Consider the following 16,337-nt stretch of genomic DNA (forward strand, 5'->3'; position numbering starts at 1 on the left):
TGATTTTTTGCCTGATTTAATACTGCTAAACTGCATTGAAGCGGGTTTTCCCCTCTATATTTTCCCCGATAAAGTTTTAAGATACGCCCGTAAAAATGGTCTTTCTGTCGATTAAGTTTGAGCTTTCCCCTAATTCGTTCTAATCTTGTAGCAAACTTAATGTAATGGAATTAGGAAAATCAATCAGCAGTTTAACCGTTTTTGTGCACCTAATGGTGTGGTTGCTGCTTGGATTTATTGTCCTTTTTTATCCACCCCTTACTTGGGATATGACCGTTCCTACGGCCTTCTGGGTCAAGCAGATTCTGAATTTTTTTATGTTGGCAGGGATGTTTTATTTCAACGCACTTTACATGGTCCCCGCGTTTTTAGTCAATGAAAAAAAAACGGTGTTTATTGGGTGGTTTGTGGGGGCCATCGTTTGTTTTTTGATACTGGCCCGAATCATAGAAATTAATCTTCATGTAAACGAGCAAATGGCGGCCTTAAAAGGCAGTAAAAGCGTTAAGAGTAAATATACACTTGATGTGCACCTGTTTATGGTTGCTATTTTGGTTATGGTGGTCAGTACAGGTTTTGCCGCCGCTCAACGGTGGCAGGCAGAAGCCAAAAAGCATGAAATGATTGAGAAACAGCACATTGCTTCTGAATTGGCGTTGTTGAAAGCGCAGATAAACCCTCATTTTTTTTTCAATACCCTCAACAATATTTATGCCCTGACCTATTCAGATATTCCAGTGTCGAGAGAGGCTATTTTGAAACTTTCCCGCATGATGCGTTATCTATTGTACGAAACCCCGTTGGAGAGGGCGTTGTTGAGTCAGGAGATTTCTTTCATGAATGACTATATTGAATTGATGAAATTACGCCTTCATGCCTGTACAACCTTGGAGGTTCAGGAATTTAAGGCGGATCATGAATATTCGGTAGCGCCAATGCTTCTGTTGCCATTTATTGAAAATGCTTTCAAACACGGAACCAGTTCGCTGAACAAAACGGCCATTTTGATTGCACTCAACGCCCAAAATGGCTTCCTAACCCTAAAAGTAAAGAATCAAATACACGCCAATAAGGATGCCGTTGGGGATACCAACGGAGGCATTGGGCTAGTTAATACCAAACGAAGGCTTGATTTACTCTATCCTGGTCGACATTCGCTTATCATTGATGAAGATTTTGAAAACAAAACCTACCAAGTTGAGTTGAAAGTAGAATTGTAGATACCGCCATTCCCACCAAAAAAGCCATGAAATTAAATTGTATTACCGTAGATGATGAACCACCTGCACTCGGGCTGCTCAATACTTTTGTGGAGCAAACTCCCTTTTTGAATTTAACGGGCCAGTATGCCAACGGGGTGGAAGCGCTACAAGCCATTCATAACCAGCCAATACACCTTGTTTTTTTGGATATTCAGATGCCGGATTTAAACGGAATGGAGCTGGCGCGGATTATCAGCCAAACAAATTCATTGGTGCAAACCCGCATTGTGTTTACCACGGCCTACAACCAGTTTGCGGTCGAAGGCTACAAAGTAGATGCGCTTGATTATCTGATGAAACCATTCAGTTACGAAGAGTTTTTAAGGGCCGCCACCAAGGGAAAAAACCATTTTGAGTTGGCTGAAAATAACTTTCAAGACAACTGCATGTTTGTGAAATCTGACTACAAACTGATTCGGGTAGATTTTGATTCTATTTTGTACATCGAATCGTTCAAGGATTACGTCAAGATTCATCTCACCGCGCCTGCCGCCCCCATCATTACGCTGAGTCGCCTGAAAGCCATCGAAGATAAGCTACCTCCCTCAAGGTTTCTCCGGATACACCGCTCATTTATTGTCGCCATTCATAAAGTGGATTCAATCAGCAGAAATGCCGTTTCTATCGGAAAAACAACACTTTCGGTGGGCGATTTGTACAAGGATACTTTTAAGGAATTAATGGGCGTATAGAAGAATTTAGGCTTATACAGGAGACAAATGGGGCTTGTTTGCCCGAACTTATTTCTCTGGTTAGAGAGTGCATCTGTCGATAAATTCATCCTCTCTGGCTGAGTTTTATTGTAGTTATTGACGCAGAATAGTAGTTTTAAAGTTGCTTAATTTATTTAAGTAGATAGATAATAGACTTACACCCTTTTGGCGATGCCGGAGGGGTGTTTTTTTATTTGCCATACTCGTTGGATTATGTGGTTAAAGAAAACGATGATATTCCGAGGTAGTTAGCCGTCGAAAATGTTTGAAAAACGTACTAAAATAGAGTGACAGACGTTATATTACTTTAATGTAATGTGTTATAATTCAATAACTTATGAAATTCGCCGTTCTAATTTCTATTCTTGTGTTGGCAATGGGATTGTTGGCTTGTGAAAAAATAGACTCCGAAGAACCCCCAATCCCTACTGTACCAGAACTGACGCTTGCCGAAAAAGCGAAAAAATATACCGATGAACATCCAGATATTCAGTCTCCCTTGATAGTTAATGCCCTTCCTAAATCGGTAAATGTTGCGCTGGGTAGTGTATTCGTTGATACTTTTAAGTTTGGTTACAATGCACAGGAGCAATTAGTGCAAATCTCTACGGATAGAGGTCCGGTACTTGATATTACCCTTGACCAAACGGCTCGCAAAGCTACTGGTAGATTTGGTAAGCAGGAACTCAACTTTCAACTCGATCAGAACGGCTTAGCTGAAAGTGCCGTGGGTTTTTTTCCAAGTGGGAAGGAGGCTAATAATCAATATTTTTATAAAAATGGCTATTTGGTGGCCATGACGGATAAACTTTACCTGACAACCTTAAAATACAGTGGAAACGGAGATTTATTGGAGTGGAAAGGTACAACCCATCAAGGGGAAAGAGTGAATATCTCATATGAATACACTGATTACCCCAATACCATTCGCCAGGAAGTTACCTATTGGACGACTAACCATTTATCTTTCAGAGGTGATTTTTTAGGGAAATACAGCAGTAAATTGTTGAAAAAGGCAGTGATTAGTGTCCCTTCCTTAAGTGGCAGTACTTTTGTGCTTGATTTTGAATATACTTTTGACATTAAAGGCCGTGTTTCTAGAATGCTGATTAAACGAGATGCATTGTCAGATGTTTTGTATGAATATCGTTATTAGAAATCACCACTGTCAATATTGCTTTACTCGTCGGATAATATCCGACGAGTTTTTTTATGAGTTTTTTAAAAATAACCATCGTTTGATATTTGCCAATCTGCCTCTACCTTTGGCCTTTTGTTTTAAACTTCATTAACGTACTGCGATGAAAAAGACCGTAACCATTTTATTATCAGTAATTTACTTGACTGCGCTTGTATCGATGGATGTTGCTTCTCAAAACCCTTTTTTTAGTAACTACAACACGCCTTTTGGCGTGCCGCCCTTTGCTCAAATCAAAAATGAGCATTTTGAACCCGCTTTTATCGAAGGCATGAAACAACAGGCGGCGGAGATTGCGGCCATTACCGCCCAAAAAGAAGCGCCAACCTTTACCAATACGATTTTGGCGCTGGAAAACAGCGGGGATTTGCTAGACCGCGTCGGAAGCGTGTTTTTTAATTTTAACAGCGCCAATACCAACGAAGGTATTCAGAAAATTGCCCAGACGCTGTCGCCAAAAATGTCTAAGCACCGCGACGATATTCAACTGAATACAGAATTGTTTAAGCGGGTAAAAACCGTTTATGACCAACGTAGTACCGCAAAATTAACGCGAGAACAGCTGATGTTGCTCGAAAAAACCTACAAAAGCTTTGTGCGTAGCGGTGCGGCCCTCTCGGCCGAGAAGCAAGAACGGATGCGTAAAATCAACGCCGAAATGTCGCTGCTAACTTTAAAATTCGGTCAGAATCTGTTGGCCGAAAACAACAATTATACGTTGGTGATTGATAAAAAAGAAGACTTGAGTGGCTTGCCAGAGTCGCTGGTTGCCGCCGCTGCCGATGATGCCAAAAAGCGAAAAATGGAAGGTAAATGGGTGTTTACGTTACAAAACCCCAGCATTATGCCTTTTTTGCAATATGCCGATAATCGTTCATTACGGGAAAAGATTTTGAAAGCCTACCTCGAACGCGGAAACCACAACGACGCTTACGACAACAAAGCCATCATGACAAACATCGTGGCGTTGCGGGCCGAAAAAGCGGCCTTGCTTGGTTACGAAAACCATGCGGCCTACGTGTTGGAAGAGAGCATGTCGAAAACATCCACCAAAGTGAGCGAGTTGTTGAACCAATTGTGGACTGCCACCGTGCCCGTGACCAAACAGGAAGCGACTGAGTTGCAGACCTTGATGGACAAAGACGGCAAAAACGAAAAACTAGAAAGTTGGGATTGGCGCTACTATGCCGAAAAATTGCGTAAGCAAAAATATGACCTCAACGAAGAGGAATTACGTCCTTATTTTTCGTTGGAAAACGTGCGTAAGGGTATTTTTACGCTTTGCGAACGACTCTACGGCCTGAAATTTGAGTCGCGTGCCGATATTCCCGTGTACCACGAAGAGGCCACAGCCTATGAAGTAAAAGAGGCCAATGGGCAACACTTGGGCGTCATATACATGGATTTTCATCCGCGCGCGAGCAAGCGCGGCGGTGCCTGGATGACGAGTTACCGTAAGCAAGAAATGGAAAACGGCAAGCGGATAGCTCCAGTAGTTTCTATCGTTTGTAATTTTTCCCGCCCTTCGGGAAGTGCTCCCGCCTTGCTCAGCATGGATGAAGTGCAGACGTTCTTTCATGAGTTTGGGCACGCGTTGCACGGCCTACTGTCCAACGTCAATTACGGAAGCCTGTCGGGTACGTCGGTGCCGCGTGATTTTGTAGAGTTGCCTTCACAAATCATGGAAAACTGGGCAACCGAGCCAGAAATGTTGAAATTGTACGCCAAACATTACCAAACAGGCGCGGTGATCCCTGAGGCACTTATTGAAAAAATGAAAAAAAGCAGTTTGTTCAATCAGGGCTTTGAAACGTCGGAATACTTGGCGGCATCGTTGCTTGACATGAGTTACCACACTTTAAAACCTGGTCAAACGCCAACGGATGTGCTGACGTTTGAAAAAGAAGCGATGGATAAAATCGGCCTGATTTCTCAAATTCCGCCGCGTTATCGCACTACTTATTTCCAGCATATTTTCTCGGGCGGGTATTCGGCAGGCTATTACAGCTACATTTGGTCGGCGGTGTTGGATGCCGATGCGTTTGAAGTTTTTAAGCAAAAAGGCCTTTTTGACCCCAAATCGGCTCAATCTTTCCGTAAAAATGTACTCGAAAAAGGCGGAACCGACGAACCGATGTCACTTTACCTCAACTTCCGTGGTGCCGAGCCAGACATTAAACCGCTCCTGCGCCGTCGGGGATTGATGAAGGACGTGAATTAAGGAGTTGTCGGTTATCCGTTAATTGTTATCAGTATTAAGGAGATTTGAACGTTTGTTCAGGTCTCCTTTTTTTGCTTTGGAGAAGCCCGAGTCTTGGGGGTAGATATAATAATCGGGTTTGCTTTCCATCAGTCAATATGGCCTGTCTATCCTTTCGATTCCGGGCTTTATCCTATTTTGCTTTCTGCGTGATTAATTCCGACTCACCTTTGTTGCATCAATCACGCAACCATGAAAAAAATTTATTTTCTTCTCGCTATTACACTTCTTGCCTCTGCCCTCCTGACGCCCGCAATGGCGCAGTTTCCAATGGGGGGAGCCGCTCCGACCAAAGCTCTACCTGGAACGGCGGGTGACCAAACGCCGAAAGGTAGCTCTAAAATCACGGGTTTTGTGGTGGATTCATCGGTTACTAAAGCCGTCGAATTTGCCAATATTGCGCTCTACAACAAAAGTACTGGCAAAGCAGTAGATGGGACTGTTGCTGACGAAAAAGGGAGATTTGTTTTGAACAAAATCGTGGAAGGAGAGTATCGTTTGCTCATTTCTTTTCTGGGGTTTAAGAACAAAACGATTGAAAACATAACGCTCGCCAAAGGCCAAGAACTAGATCTTGGGGTGATAAAACTTGGGGCTAATGTGCAGACTCTCAGTGAAGTAGTCGTAACTGGGCAAGCCGCTTTGATTGAAGAAAAAGTGGACCGTTTGGTGTACAATGCCGACAAAGACATCTCCGCCAAAGGGGGAGACGCGGCCGATGTATTGCGCAAAGTGCCCTTGCTCACGGTAGATTTAGACGGTAACGTATCGCTGCGGGGTAGTCAAAATATTAGGGTGTTGATTAACAATAAACCTAGTACCATTATAGCCAGCAGTGTATCCGACGCGTTGAAACAAATTCCCGCCGACCAAATCAAAACCGTGGAAGTGATTACCAGCCCGTCGGCAAAATACGATGCTGAAGGCTCGGCAGGGATTATCAACATCATTACCAAGAAAAACAGCCTTCAGGGTATGAACCTGAACATAGATGGTGGCGTGGGCAACCGTGGCTCTTCGTTGGCGCTCAACGGAAGTTACCGAAAGGGGAAAGCAGGATTTACACTCGGTGGATTTGGCCGCGCCAACTATAACATAATTACCAAAACGAGTTTGGAACAAACGGGCATCGTCAATGGTATCACCACGCTGACCCGACAAACGGGCGATGGCAGTAGCAATATGTTGTTTGGGCAATACAACCTTGGTTTTGACTACGACTTGGCCAAAAACCAAAGCATTACGGCTGGGGTACGTTATGGGGTTCGAAACATGGTGAACCAACAAGATTTGGTAACAAGACTATTTACCAATGGGGTGGCGGGGTTGGCCTCAAGCCGCAATGTAGATGCTAAAAACCTGTCAGGAACGATTGATATCAACGTGGATTACCTCCATACTTACAAAAAACCTCAGCAAGAATGGAGCATTTCGACGCTCTACAGCCGCAATGGCTTGACCAATGATTTTGACGCCAATTTATTGAATAGCGAAGGCAGTTTGACAAGCCGGCAACGGAACCTTAACGCTAACGTAAATCAGGAATTTACGTTGCAAACGGATTATCAAACACCGATAAAGAAAAACCAGTTGCTGGAGTTTGGCGCGAAAGGGATTTTTCGGGAAGTGACCAGCGATTACCGCTATTTATTGGCGGGCCCAACGGGTGAATTTACCAAAGAAATCAATCAACCCTCTGGCGAGCTGATTTATCACCAAAACATAGCGGCGGGCTACACATCTTACACCTACACCACTAAAAAACGCTACACCTTCAAAGGAGGATTGCGCTACGAGCACACATTTATCGACGCCAGCACCCGCGAAGGTGGTCCTATCGGAATCGGTGATTATGGCGTCTTGGTGCCGAGCGTCAATGCTTCTAAAACCATTAAAGGTACGACCTTAAAATTGGGCTACAACCGACGGATTCAGCGCCCGGGATTGCAGCAGTTGAACCCTAACTTCAACGCCGCCAACCCCCAAAATATCACGATTGGTAACCCAAGTTTGCGGCCTGAATTGACCAATAATTTTGAATTAGGATTGAGCAAAACCATCAAAAAAGTATTTGTAAATGCTACCTTTTTCGGGCGCGTGACCAATAACGCCATTTCGCAGGTACGACGCCCTTCCGATACCCTTGCAGGTGCGATTGTGACTACGTTTGAAAACATTGGCCGTCAACACGCTTACGGGACCAACATTTTTGCCAACATTGCCGTTACCTCCAAAATCAATGTGGGCATTTTCTCCAATGTATTCTACACTACCCTGAGCGGACAAGCAATGGGAGAAAACGGGGTCTCGCAAAATCTAACCAACGATGGTTTTAACGTAAGTGGTGGGATGTTTTCGCAGGCGCAATTTAAGAATGGTTGGGGGGCACAGGCATTTGGGTTTTTGCAAGGTTCGCAGGTGCAGTTGCAAGGAATGCAGGGAGGATTCGGTTTTTATACCGTAGGAATCAAGAAAGAGTTTAAAAACAAAAAAGGTAGCATCGGATTGGCGGGAGAAAACTTCCTGAGCCGTCGTTTTAACATCCATACCGAGCTCAATTCTGCTCAATTCAATCAGGTAAGTGATGTGTACCTTTACAACCGAGGGGTACGTATGACATTCACCTACAAAATTGGAAAAATGACCATGGAGGCTCCCAAAAAGAAAGCCCGCTCGGTCAACAATGACGATGTAAAGACGGAAGGAAACGGCCAAGCGGCGCCTGGCTCAGCTCCCGCAGGCGGTGCCTCAAGACCTTAGTGGAGTATCTTTAACCTATTCATAATTAACGCATTATAACTTAAAAATCCTGACAAAATGAAAACTAACAAACTCTTGGTTGCGACCTTGGCCGCCTTCGTTTCAATCAGTTCGTACGCCCAAACGGTGGATGAAATCGTGGATAAACATATTGCAGCAATGGGCGGCGCAGATAAATTAAAAGGGGTAAGTACAATAGTGATTGAGCGCACACTCGCGGTTCAAAACATGGAAATCCCTAACAAAACGACGGTGGTGGTTGGCAAGGCCTTACGTACAGAATCGTCGGTAATGGGTAATTCTATGGTGCAGGTGGTAGAGGGTGCTACGGGTTGGATGATACGCCCAGCCATGATGGGTGGAACGGGCGACCCAGAAGACATGCCTGCTGAAATGGTGAAGCAGCAAGCGGGCCAATTAGACCCATTTGGCGAGTTGTATAATTACAAAGAAAAAGGCAACAAAGTAGAGCTGGTAGGCAAAGAAAAAGTAGAAAAAGACGATGCTTATCACCTCAAAGTTACGACGAAAGACGGTCAGGTGATGGAGCAATACATTGATGCTAACACCTTTATGTTGACTAAGCTGAAAACAACGATAAATGGTCAAGATGGCGAAATTATGTTTTCAGATTATAAAGAGGTAGAAGGCATCAAGATGGCCAATACCATGGATATGACCAGTCAGATGGGTGCTTTGACTTTTATCACCAACAAAGTGACGGTCAATGCCAAGGTAGACGAAGCTATTTTTAAGAAGCCAACGAAGTAAGAAGTGAAGTGTTGAACACAAAGCCGCTCCGAAAGGGGCGGCTTTGTGCATTTAGGGGTTATTCAACAGGTTATTTTCATGGCTTACTCTCTTATGACTAACCTCTGCGATAGGGGCGGTCAAATTTTTGATTGTGCTGGTGGGCCGCTAAACGTTGACGCTGTACGGGTGTCAAAACGGACCAAATTTCGCGTTGTTTTTCATTTTCCAAACGCTGAATATCTCGGCCACTGAGGCGTCTTCCTCTCAGGATGCGGTCATAATGGTTCTCAATTCTTTTTAACTCATTCTCCTGCTTGCGCGTCAGTTTGACGATGTTATCCAATCGGTTGATTTTTAGTTCTTGGTAGGCATTGTCAATCCGAGGATTGTTGAATTGGGGTGCGTGATTAGGACGTTGGCTTGGATATTGGCCGCGTTGGGCATTGACAGTTGCGATGCTCAAAAGAGCCAAAGCGGCGATGGCTAAGATGGTCTTTTTCATGGTTGCTGTTATTTTAATTGCTTGTTTTTTGTTGGTTTACGAAGGTTAGAACGAAATGGAAACCCAACGTTTAACGCACTTTTAGTCTAATCTACCAATTAATTGCTCTAGTAGATGGGCTCAAAAAACACACCGATGAATGGAAATATATTTTTTCTTCAGCCCCAATACTGTATCGCCATTTTGGGGAGAAGAGGCTTTAATGATTCCTTGTTTGATTAGCAAATTAGCCTCAGAAAACTCATTCCTAACTGGGTCGTACCATTGACTGACTATTTCCAAAAAGTTGGTTTTTTGTTTGTTCCCCCCAGTTCTCGGCAATCACTACAGGCCGCACTGCCAGTGGTATACCAAAGTTCTTGAGAACCAGGGACGGGGAATTCTACCAATATCAGATGAGACAACATCTCAAACATCCTTACAGCCTCAGATGCGGGCAACGTATCAAGGGGCTCGCAGGATTTGTCCAAAAAAGTAAGTCCGCCCAGATTTTCTGTAATAAACAGCCGCTTTTCTTCTAATGAGGAGGCACTAAAAAAACCAAAAACAATTTCATTAGGATCATTGACACAAGAAATATTGCCCGTTACCTGCGATGGCTGAGAATCAAACAGCCCACCCGTCACTTCGTTGGTTCGAGATAGCGCGTTCCAGTACTCAAATTCCTGCTGCGAAATTCCATACTGTCTTACCAGAATACTGTATTTAATCCGCAACTTGTCGCCGAGGACAGGGACAAACGTAATCGGCATATCTCGAATAACATCCTCACTGAGTTTAATGGAAGAGGCAACCGTAATCAGCGATGATTTACGATTATCCCAACACCTATTAACATCTTCTGTTCGCCCCTTAATTTGTTTGCCGATAACTTCATAGCCTGTATACAGCGGCATTTGATACTCCCAAGTTTCTTCAAAATTCCACCGGTAGAAGCGCGTCTTATTTAATGGGTCGTGCGTATTAACATTAATTTGTACGCCTGTATTTTCTGGACTTACCTGGTAAGTGACACTATCAATGGGAGGAGTTTGCATGGCTGGCACATACTGAGAGATGTATTCTTTGCCATTTTTTGTGCGGATATGAAGTCGGAATTCTTCGTTAGTTACATAAGCAATGGCCCCCAATGTATAAGTTCCGGGTTGCACTTCTACAAATCTAAAATTGCTGCCTTTGTCACCTTCTACAATGACCGTGGCCTCGCGCTCCACCTTGGGTGGCTCCTTCTCATTTATATTTTGGGTATGGCTCAGCTTGATTTCGCTATTAGCCAAAGGACCGACATTCAACGAGCCATCCACTACCAGAAAGTTGCCTGCATGAGTGATTTCTGGAGGCATATAGGGTTGAACACAACTATACAGTAAATACAGCGCCAACGAGAGAATGGATAGATAAAGTAGCTTAAACTGATTTTTCATGACTTAGTGGGACTTATTCTATAAAGTTCTGTCTCTCATTAGAATACCTACAACAAATACCTATTTTTTTGGGCTTCATTGGGCTGCTTCAAGCGCTGCATATCATTTGTTGATTATTAATGGGAGTCGTTTTATGTCCCTATTAGGTCGCTTTAATGACAACTTTTTCCGTTCTATTTCATTCACTATTGGCCACGCTTAACCCAAGGTCCATCTTTGCACCCATACTTCATGGTACAGTAGTCAAGTATGCCATTGAAAGTTTTTATTATAAACAGTCCTTAACGGTGTATTCCTGTATAAGATGCATCAATGATAAATTTCAAATAAACAATAAATCTATTACAGCTATGAACTATTTATTGCCACATACCATCGATAATCTCCTTGGTGAAAAGTTGATTTTCAGGCGTTTATTGCACGAACCAGACGGGGATGTTTTGGTCGCCGAGAATTTTGTGCAGCCTGGCAGCGGCCCACCCATGCATACACATTGGCTACAAGATGAAGGTTTTACAGTCTTGAAAGGGCGAATTGGGTATCAGGTGGCTGGACAGCCGGAGCAATACGCAAATGCGGGAGAGTCGATTGTGTTCAAACGAGGTACCCCGCACCGTTTTTGGAACGCTGGCCCTGATGTGTTGCACTGTGAAGGGTGGTTGAAGCCTGCCAACACCAGTATTTTTTTTCTGAGTAGCATTTTTGCTGCTCAGAAAAAATCAGGCAAAGCCCAACCTGAAGTTTTTGATGCGGCTTATCTCATCATCCGTTATGCCAGCGAATATGAGATGAACGAAATGCCCGTTTTTGTCAGGAAAGTTATTCTGCCCGTCGTGTATCGAATCGGTAAACTACTTAATAAATACGAGCATTTTAAAGATGCCCCCGAACCAATAAAACACCTCTAAAACACCCCCACAACTTGCTCAATACTAAAATCTATTAAGGGGTATGGCATAGAAAATCACACCAGTGGTAGCGTTACGCGAAATTCGCGCCCGTCATCCTCAATGATGGGCGCGGGTTGTCCTAGCATTCGATACTTGGTTAATATATTACTCAAGCCCACGCCGTTGCTCAACACCCGAGTAGATTTACGTTGTATGTTATTGCTGACCACAAGCCAATTTGATTCGTCAAGATACAAATTGATGTTTAGTGGCTGTTCGGGCAATATGATGTTGTGCTTAACGGCGTTCTCAATCAATAGTTGCAGCGTTAAGGGGGGAAGTTGCCGTTCCTCACCGTTGGGCAAAACATTTGCGCTTAATATAAGTGAATCTCCATGGCGAGTTTTGAGTAAGTGGTAGTAGGAGTTAAGAAAGTCTAGTTCTGCCGACAGTGGCACCAATGTTGCGTCGTTGCAGCGGAGTAGATATCGATATACCGAACTCAGCTCCTCACTAAAGGTTTCGGCTTTCTGCGGGTCTTCGCCGATTAGGGCGGTTAACGAATTAAGGCTATTGAACAAAAAGTGTGGATTGACTTGCTGGCGTAGCGCATCTAACTCGGTTTGCATCTTTGCCTTCTTGAGGGCTTCGGCATCCGTCAGGGCTAATCGGTACAATTTCAGATAGTAAATGACCTCATAGACGCCCCCCACAATGAAAGCAAACGAAATGGCCATCGCAATATGGGTCAGATACACGCGGGGAGTTGGATCAGCAATTAGACCCGTAGGGTCAATCTGGCTGAGCCCCCAAGTTTCGAGGGGCTGTATCAAGGAGGTTAATACCGCGTAACCGATAAACGTAAGTAGAACGCGTCGACCAGTATTATCAATTTGGAAATACTTGGCCCGTGCCTGAAATACCCACCAGCGTAGCAATTCCCAACTTAGGCCTGTTGTTATCAATCCCCAACCAAAGGTCAGCCACACCAATGACCACTCAAAACCATATTCTCGTATGTAAAAGAATACAAATGGCAAAACTGACACGGGAACTCCGATGAGTCGAAACCATTTGTCGTTGGGTTTAGCACGTTGAGAATCGTCGGTAATTATTGTTTGCACACCGAATCAAAATAGAGAATGTTATGGTAAAAATACAAATTTTGGCATGATTGGCAAAGCGCTAATGACCTAAAAAAACACGAAATTATAAAGGGGGGTGAGCCATTAGACAATTTTTGTTAAATATACGCCATCTTTTGTGCGAAAAAGAATGTGTGTCCGCTGGTTCCTTCGGGCACAAAGCAATGTTCAACAATCTTAAATCCACTTTCAATAAACCATGATTGATACGTGGCCGCATCCGCTTGGCTCCAGTACATAAGCGTACCAGATTCAATCCAGTTTGCTTCTGTACCTGTCCACTCATCAGCCCCCACCACACAGAGAAAATAGCCGTTGGGCTTAAGCCATTGATAGACAGCGTTTATTAGTGTAGGTTGCTCGGCCAGAGGAACATGAATAAGCGAATACAGTGCAATAATCCCATCAAACGAAGAGGCGGGAAAGTTTAGGATAGACATATCGACGACCTCAAAGTGAGCATTAGGAACGTTGTTGCGGGCCAGTTCGATTTGTACAGGAGAAATGTCTATTCCTAAGTACTTGAAACCTGGGCTTAGAAAACGGGCCGTTGGAATCCCATCGGCACAGCCCAGCTCAAGGAGGTTGGCATTGGATGGCAAAAGTTGAGCTAATTTTGTTAGCCAATCAAGATACCGTTCTGGGTTTGTATTTTCATAGTGTTCGCGGTAGCGACTGCCTAGGCGGTCATAGCCTTGTTGTACAATGTGTTTAGGGTCTTTCATGATGTGAAATTCCTTATACCAATTTTATCGGCAAGCTTCACTTTTTCTATTTTCTCTGGGCTCCGTTTTTCTTTTTTTAAACTTTATTCCGTTTTCAAACTCTTCACCGGATTCATCAATGCGGCTTTAATAGCCTGAAAACTCACCGTTAGCAAGGAAATTCCAATGGCCGAGATACCAGCCACGCCAAAAATCCAACATTCAATACCAATACGATACTCAAAATCGTGTAGCCAGTGGTTCAGACCGTAGTGGGCCAACGGAAATGCAATGCCGTTGGCAATCAACACCAATTTGATAAAGTCTTTGGATAGTAAACCAGTGATATTTGCAATGGAGGCTCCCATTACTTTTCGAATACCGATTTCTTTGATGCGTTGCTCGGCGGTGAAAGTGGCCAAACCAAACAAACCCAAGCAGGCAATCAAAATCGTGAGGAGAGAAAAGCATAAGAGCAGCTGTCCAGTGCGTTGCTCAAGGGCATATTGGCGTTCCAAATCATCATTGACAAACCCGTAACTGAACGGTTGATTTGGCTCAAATTTTTTATAGATTCGGGCAATGTCGGCCAAGGCTTGTTGGGTATGAGTGGGACGAGTTTTAATTAATAGATTGAAATAGGATTCTTTAGGGCGAAAGCGGACGATGAATGGTTCGATTTTAACATTCATCGGGCGGAAATGGAAGTCGCGTAATACCCCTACAATTTCTCCGTCTAAGCCCCAAAAATTTACTTTTTTACCCAATGCTTTTTGTGGTGTCCACCCCATGCGGCGAGCGGCGGTTTCGTTGATGAGATAGGTGCCAAACTTGTTACTTCTGTCGCTTGCTATGGAGGCAGAGAAGTTGCGCCCCGCGGCCAATGTCATGCCAGTTGTTTTTAGAAAATCAGCGTCCACATTCATTTGGGTGATCAAAAATTCATTTTTGGGCGTCTTTCCGTCCCATTCGATATACGAAGTGTTTTGCATATTGACCAACGTACTCGTGGTAGCCGAAACCGATGCAATACTGCTCTGTTTTGTCAGTAACTCTTTCAGTGTGAATGCTTTTTGACGTACATCTCCTTTGAGGCGTACATAGAGTAACTGTTCTTTGTCAAAACCTAATTTTTTGTTTTGCATGAACTGCAATTGCTGATACAATCCCACCGTGCCAATAATCAACACGATTGACATCACAAATTGGGTCACGACCAATGTTTTCCGAAAGCCGACACCTGATTTTTTATCGAAAACGCCTTTCAACACACTGACTGGACGAAAAGAAGAAAGATAAAAAGCGGGATACAGTCCAGTCAAAAAGCTGATAAATAGTAACACGCCCACCATGGAAACCCAAAACAGCGGTTGTTGGAAAGGTACCGTCATTACCTTACCAGACAACTCGTTGAAAAAAGGCATTAATGAGTGAAGCAGTACCAATCCAATGCCCAACGCCAATGAGGTCATTAACAAAGACTCGCCCCAAAACTGCGCAATCAGGCTGGAGCGTAACGCGCCCACACTTTTGCGAACTCCTACTTCCCGTGCCCGTTGCGTGGCCCGTGCGGTAGATAAATTGATGAAATTGAATAGAGCAATGAGCAGTACAATCAACCCCACAATGATGAAGATTCGGACGTAGCGGATGTCACCGTGCTTGCCCCAATCGGTGCCAAAATCGAAGTCGGAATACAAATGAATGTCGCGCAGGGGTTGCAGCAAAAGCGGTGTTTCGTTGCCTTTATTGTATTTTTTTAGTTGGCCTACCAGCTTCTGACTGAAAGTAGCGATGTTGGCATCTGGTCTGATTTTGAGGTAGGTATGGTAATTATTGCTGTCCCAATTGTAGCTCCATTTATCATTTAATTCAAAATATTTAAAGGGCAACAATACATCAAATTGAAGATGCGAACGCGCAGGAGCGTTTTCAACAATGCCCGACAATCGAAGCGGACGTTCTTGATTATAATGGATGGTTTTTCCTAAAACGGATTGAGCTCGCCAGTCTTTGCCAAAAAAACGCTCGGCCACGGCTTCACTGATAACGATTTCGTCGGGGGAGGTTAACACCGTTTGCGGATTCCCTTTTAAGAGTTTGAACCCAAAAAACGACCAAAAAGAAGGGTCAACCACTCGCATGGCTTCGGGTTCCACCGCAGTTTGTTGATATTGAAGCAATCCCGACCACGCTCCGACGCGAACCGTTTCGGTAATTTCGGGAAAATCATTTTTGAGCGCCGGAGCCAGCGGGCCGGGAGTTACGGCAATGTCATAAAGCCCCGTGGCTTGTTTTTGCTTTTCCGTCACCCGATATGTCTGTTCAAATTGCGGCACGGCGCGGTCGTATTGGTATTCGTCCCATACGTACAGCCCAATGGCCAAACAACAGACCAGCCCCATGGCCAATCCAGAAATATTGATGATTGAAAACGTACGGTTTTTAAAGAGATTTCGAACCGCAATTTTGAAATAGTTTTGTAACATATCGGGGCTGTATGAATAGGTTATTGGATATTTTTGAGGGAGCCGCTTGAGGTAGCGCGGCTTCATAAATCCCAGCACTTCCCGCCAGTAAAGCCACTGCGCACCTCGTAGGCCGATGCGTTTGACTTGAAAAGCAAACTCTTCGTGGAGGTCGCCTTGAATGTCTTCCAACAAATGCGGGGCGCAAAACCATTTGAGTAGTTTATTGGCTAAGATGGGCGGTTGAGTTTTCATCGG

The 16,337-nt window shown here is 44.1% G+C and carries 12 protein-coding genes; 7 read left to right on the forward strand and 5 right to left on the reverse strand.

Annotated features, from left to right (window positions below; translation table 11 throughout):
* Window positions 1-164 precede the first annotated feature (164 nt).
* The 6 genes from GVN20_RS11175 to GVN20_RS11200 all read left to right on the forward strand — a co-directional run bounded on the left by GVN20_RS11175 (window position 165) and on the right by GVN20_RS11200 (window position 8,964).
* Complete coding sequence (locus GVN20_RS11175; protein ID WP_166558404.1) at window positions 165-1,220, forward strand: sensor histidine kinase; 1,056 nt, start codon at window positions 165-167, stop codon at window positions 1,218-1,220.
* Window positions 1,221-1,246: 26 nt separating this feature from the next.
* Complete coding sequence (locus GVN20_RS11180; protein WP_166558405.1) at window positions 1,247-1,954, forward strand: LytTR family DNA-binding domain-containing protein; 708 nt, start codon at window positions 1,247-1,249, stop codon at window positions 1,952-1,954.
* 358 nt (window positions 1,955-2,312) lie between these two features.
* A complete protein-coding gene (locus GVN20_RS11185; protein ID WP_166558406.1) occupies window positions 2,313-3,131 on the forward strand; it encodes a hypothetical protein in 819 nt (272 codons plus the stop codon).
* A 145-nt stretch (window positions 3,132-3,276) separates the two neighbouring features.
* Complete coding sequence (locus tag GVN20_RS11190; protein WP_166558407.1) at window positions 3,277-5,394, forward strand: M3 family metallopeptidase; 2,118 nt, start codon at window positions 3,277-3,279, stop codon at window positions 5,392-5,394.
* A 231-nt stretch (window positions 5,395-5,625) separates the two neighbouring features.
* Complete coding sequence (locus tag GVN20_RS11195; RefSeq protein ID WP_166558408.1) at window positions 5,626-8,193, forward strand: TonB-dependent receptor domain-containing protein; 2,568 nt, start codon at window positions 5,626-5,628, stop codon at window positions 8,191-8,193.
* Window positions 8,194-8,250: 57 nt separating this feature from the next.
* Window positions 8,251-8,964 carry an outer membrane lipoprotein-sorting protein gene (locus tag GVN20_RS11200; RefSeq protein ID WP_166558409.1) on the forward strand — a complete coding sequence of 238 codons (714 nt, stop codon included), beginning with the start codon at window positions 8,251-8,253 and terminating at the stop codon, window positions 8,962-8,964.
* Between the two features lie 97 nt (window positions 8,965-9,061).
* Here GVN20_RS11200 and GVN20_RS11205 read toward each other — a convergent pair whose 3' ends face one another.
* Window positions 9,062-9,448, reverse strand: coding sequence for a hypothetical protein (locus GVN20_RS11205; protein ID WP_166558410.1), 387 nt, complete (start codon window positions 9,446-9,448; stop codon window positions 9,062-9,064).
* A gap of 272 nt (window positions 9,449-9,720) precedes the next feature.
* Window positions 9,721-10,872 (reverse strand): DUF4249 domain-containing protein, encoded by a 1,152-nt coding sequence (locus tag GVN20_RS11210; protein ID WP_166558411.1) that lies wholly within the window; start codon window positions 10,870-10,872, stop codon window positions 9,721-9,723.
* Between the two features lie 350 nt (window positions 10,873-11,222).
* On the opposite strand from GVN20_RS11210, the gene GVN20_RS11215 reads away from it, so the two are divergent.
* Window positions 11,223-11,780 (forward strand): cupin domain-containing protein, encoded by a 558-nt coding sequence (locus GVN20_RS11215; protein ID WP_166558412.1) that lies wholly within the window; start codon window positions 11,223-11,225, stop codon window positions 11,778-11,780.
* 56 nt (window positions 11,781-11,836) lie between these two features.
* On the opposite strand, the gene GVN20_RS11220 is transcribed toward GVN20_RS11215, so the two are convergent.
* From GVN20_RS11220 to GVN20_RS11230, 3 genes are all read right to left on the reverse strand, one after another.
* Window positions 11,837-12,886, reverse strand: a complete 1,050-nt coding sequence (locus tag GVN20_RS11220) for a histidine kinase (RefSeq protein ID WP_310586817.1) — start codon at window positions 12,884-12,886, stop codon at window positions 11,837-11,839.
* A gap of 119 nt (window positions 12,887-13,005) precedes the next feature.
* Window positions 13,006-13,632 carry a bifunctional 2-polyprenyl-6-hydroxyphenol methylase/3-demethylubiquinol 3-O-methyltransferase UbiG gene (locus GVN20_RS11225; RefSeq protein ID WP_166558413.1) on the reverse strand — a complete coding sequence of 209 codons (627 nt, stop codon included), beginning with the start codon at window positions 13,630-13,632 and terminating at the stop codon, window positions 13,006-13,008.
* A gap of 83 nt (window positions 13,633-13,715) precedes the next feature.
* Window positions 13,716-16,334 carry an ABC transporter permease gene (locus GVN20_RS11230; RefSeq protein WP_166558414.1) on the reverse strand — a complete coding sequence of 873 codons (2,619 nt, stop codon included), beginning with the start codon at window positions 16,332-16,334 and terminating at the stop codon, window positions 13,716-13,718.
* Between the last annotated feature and the right edge of the window lie 3 nt (window positions 16,335-16,337).

This window comes from Runella sp. CRIBMP (assembly GCF_009905605.1).
Lineage (GTDB): Bacteria > Bacteroidota > Bacteroidia > Cytophagales > Spirosomataceae > Runella.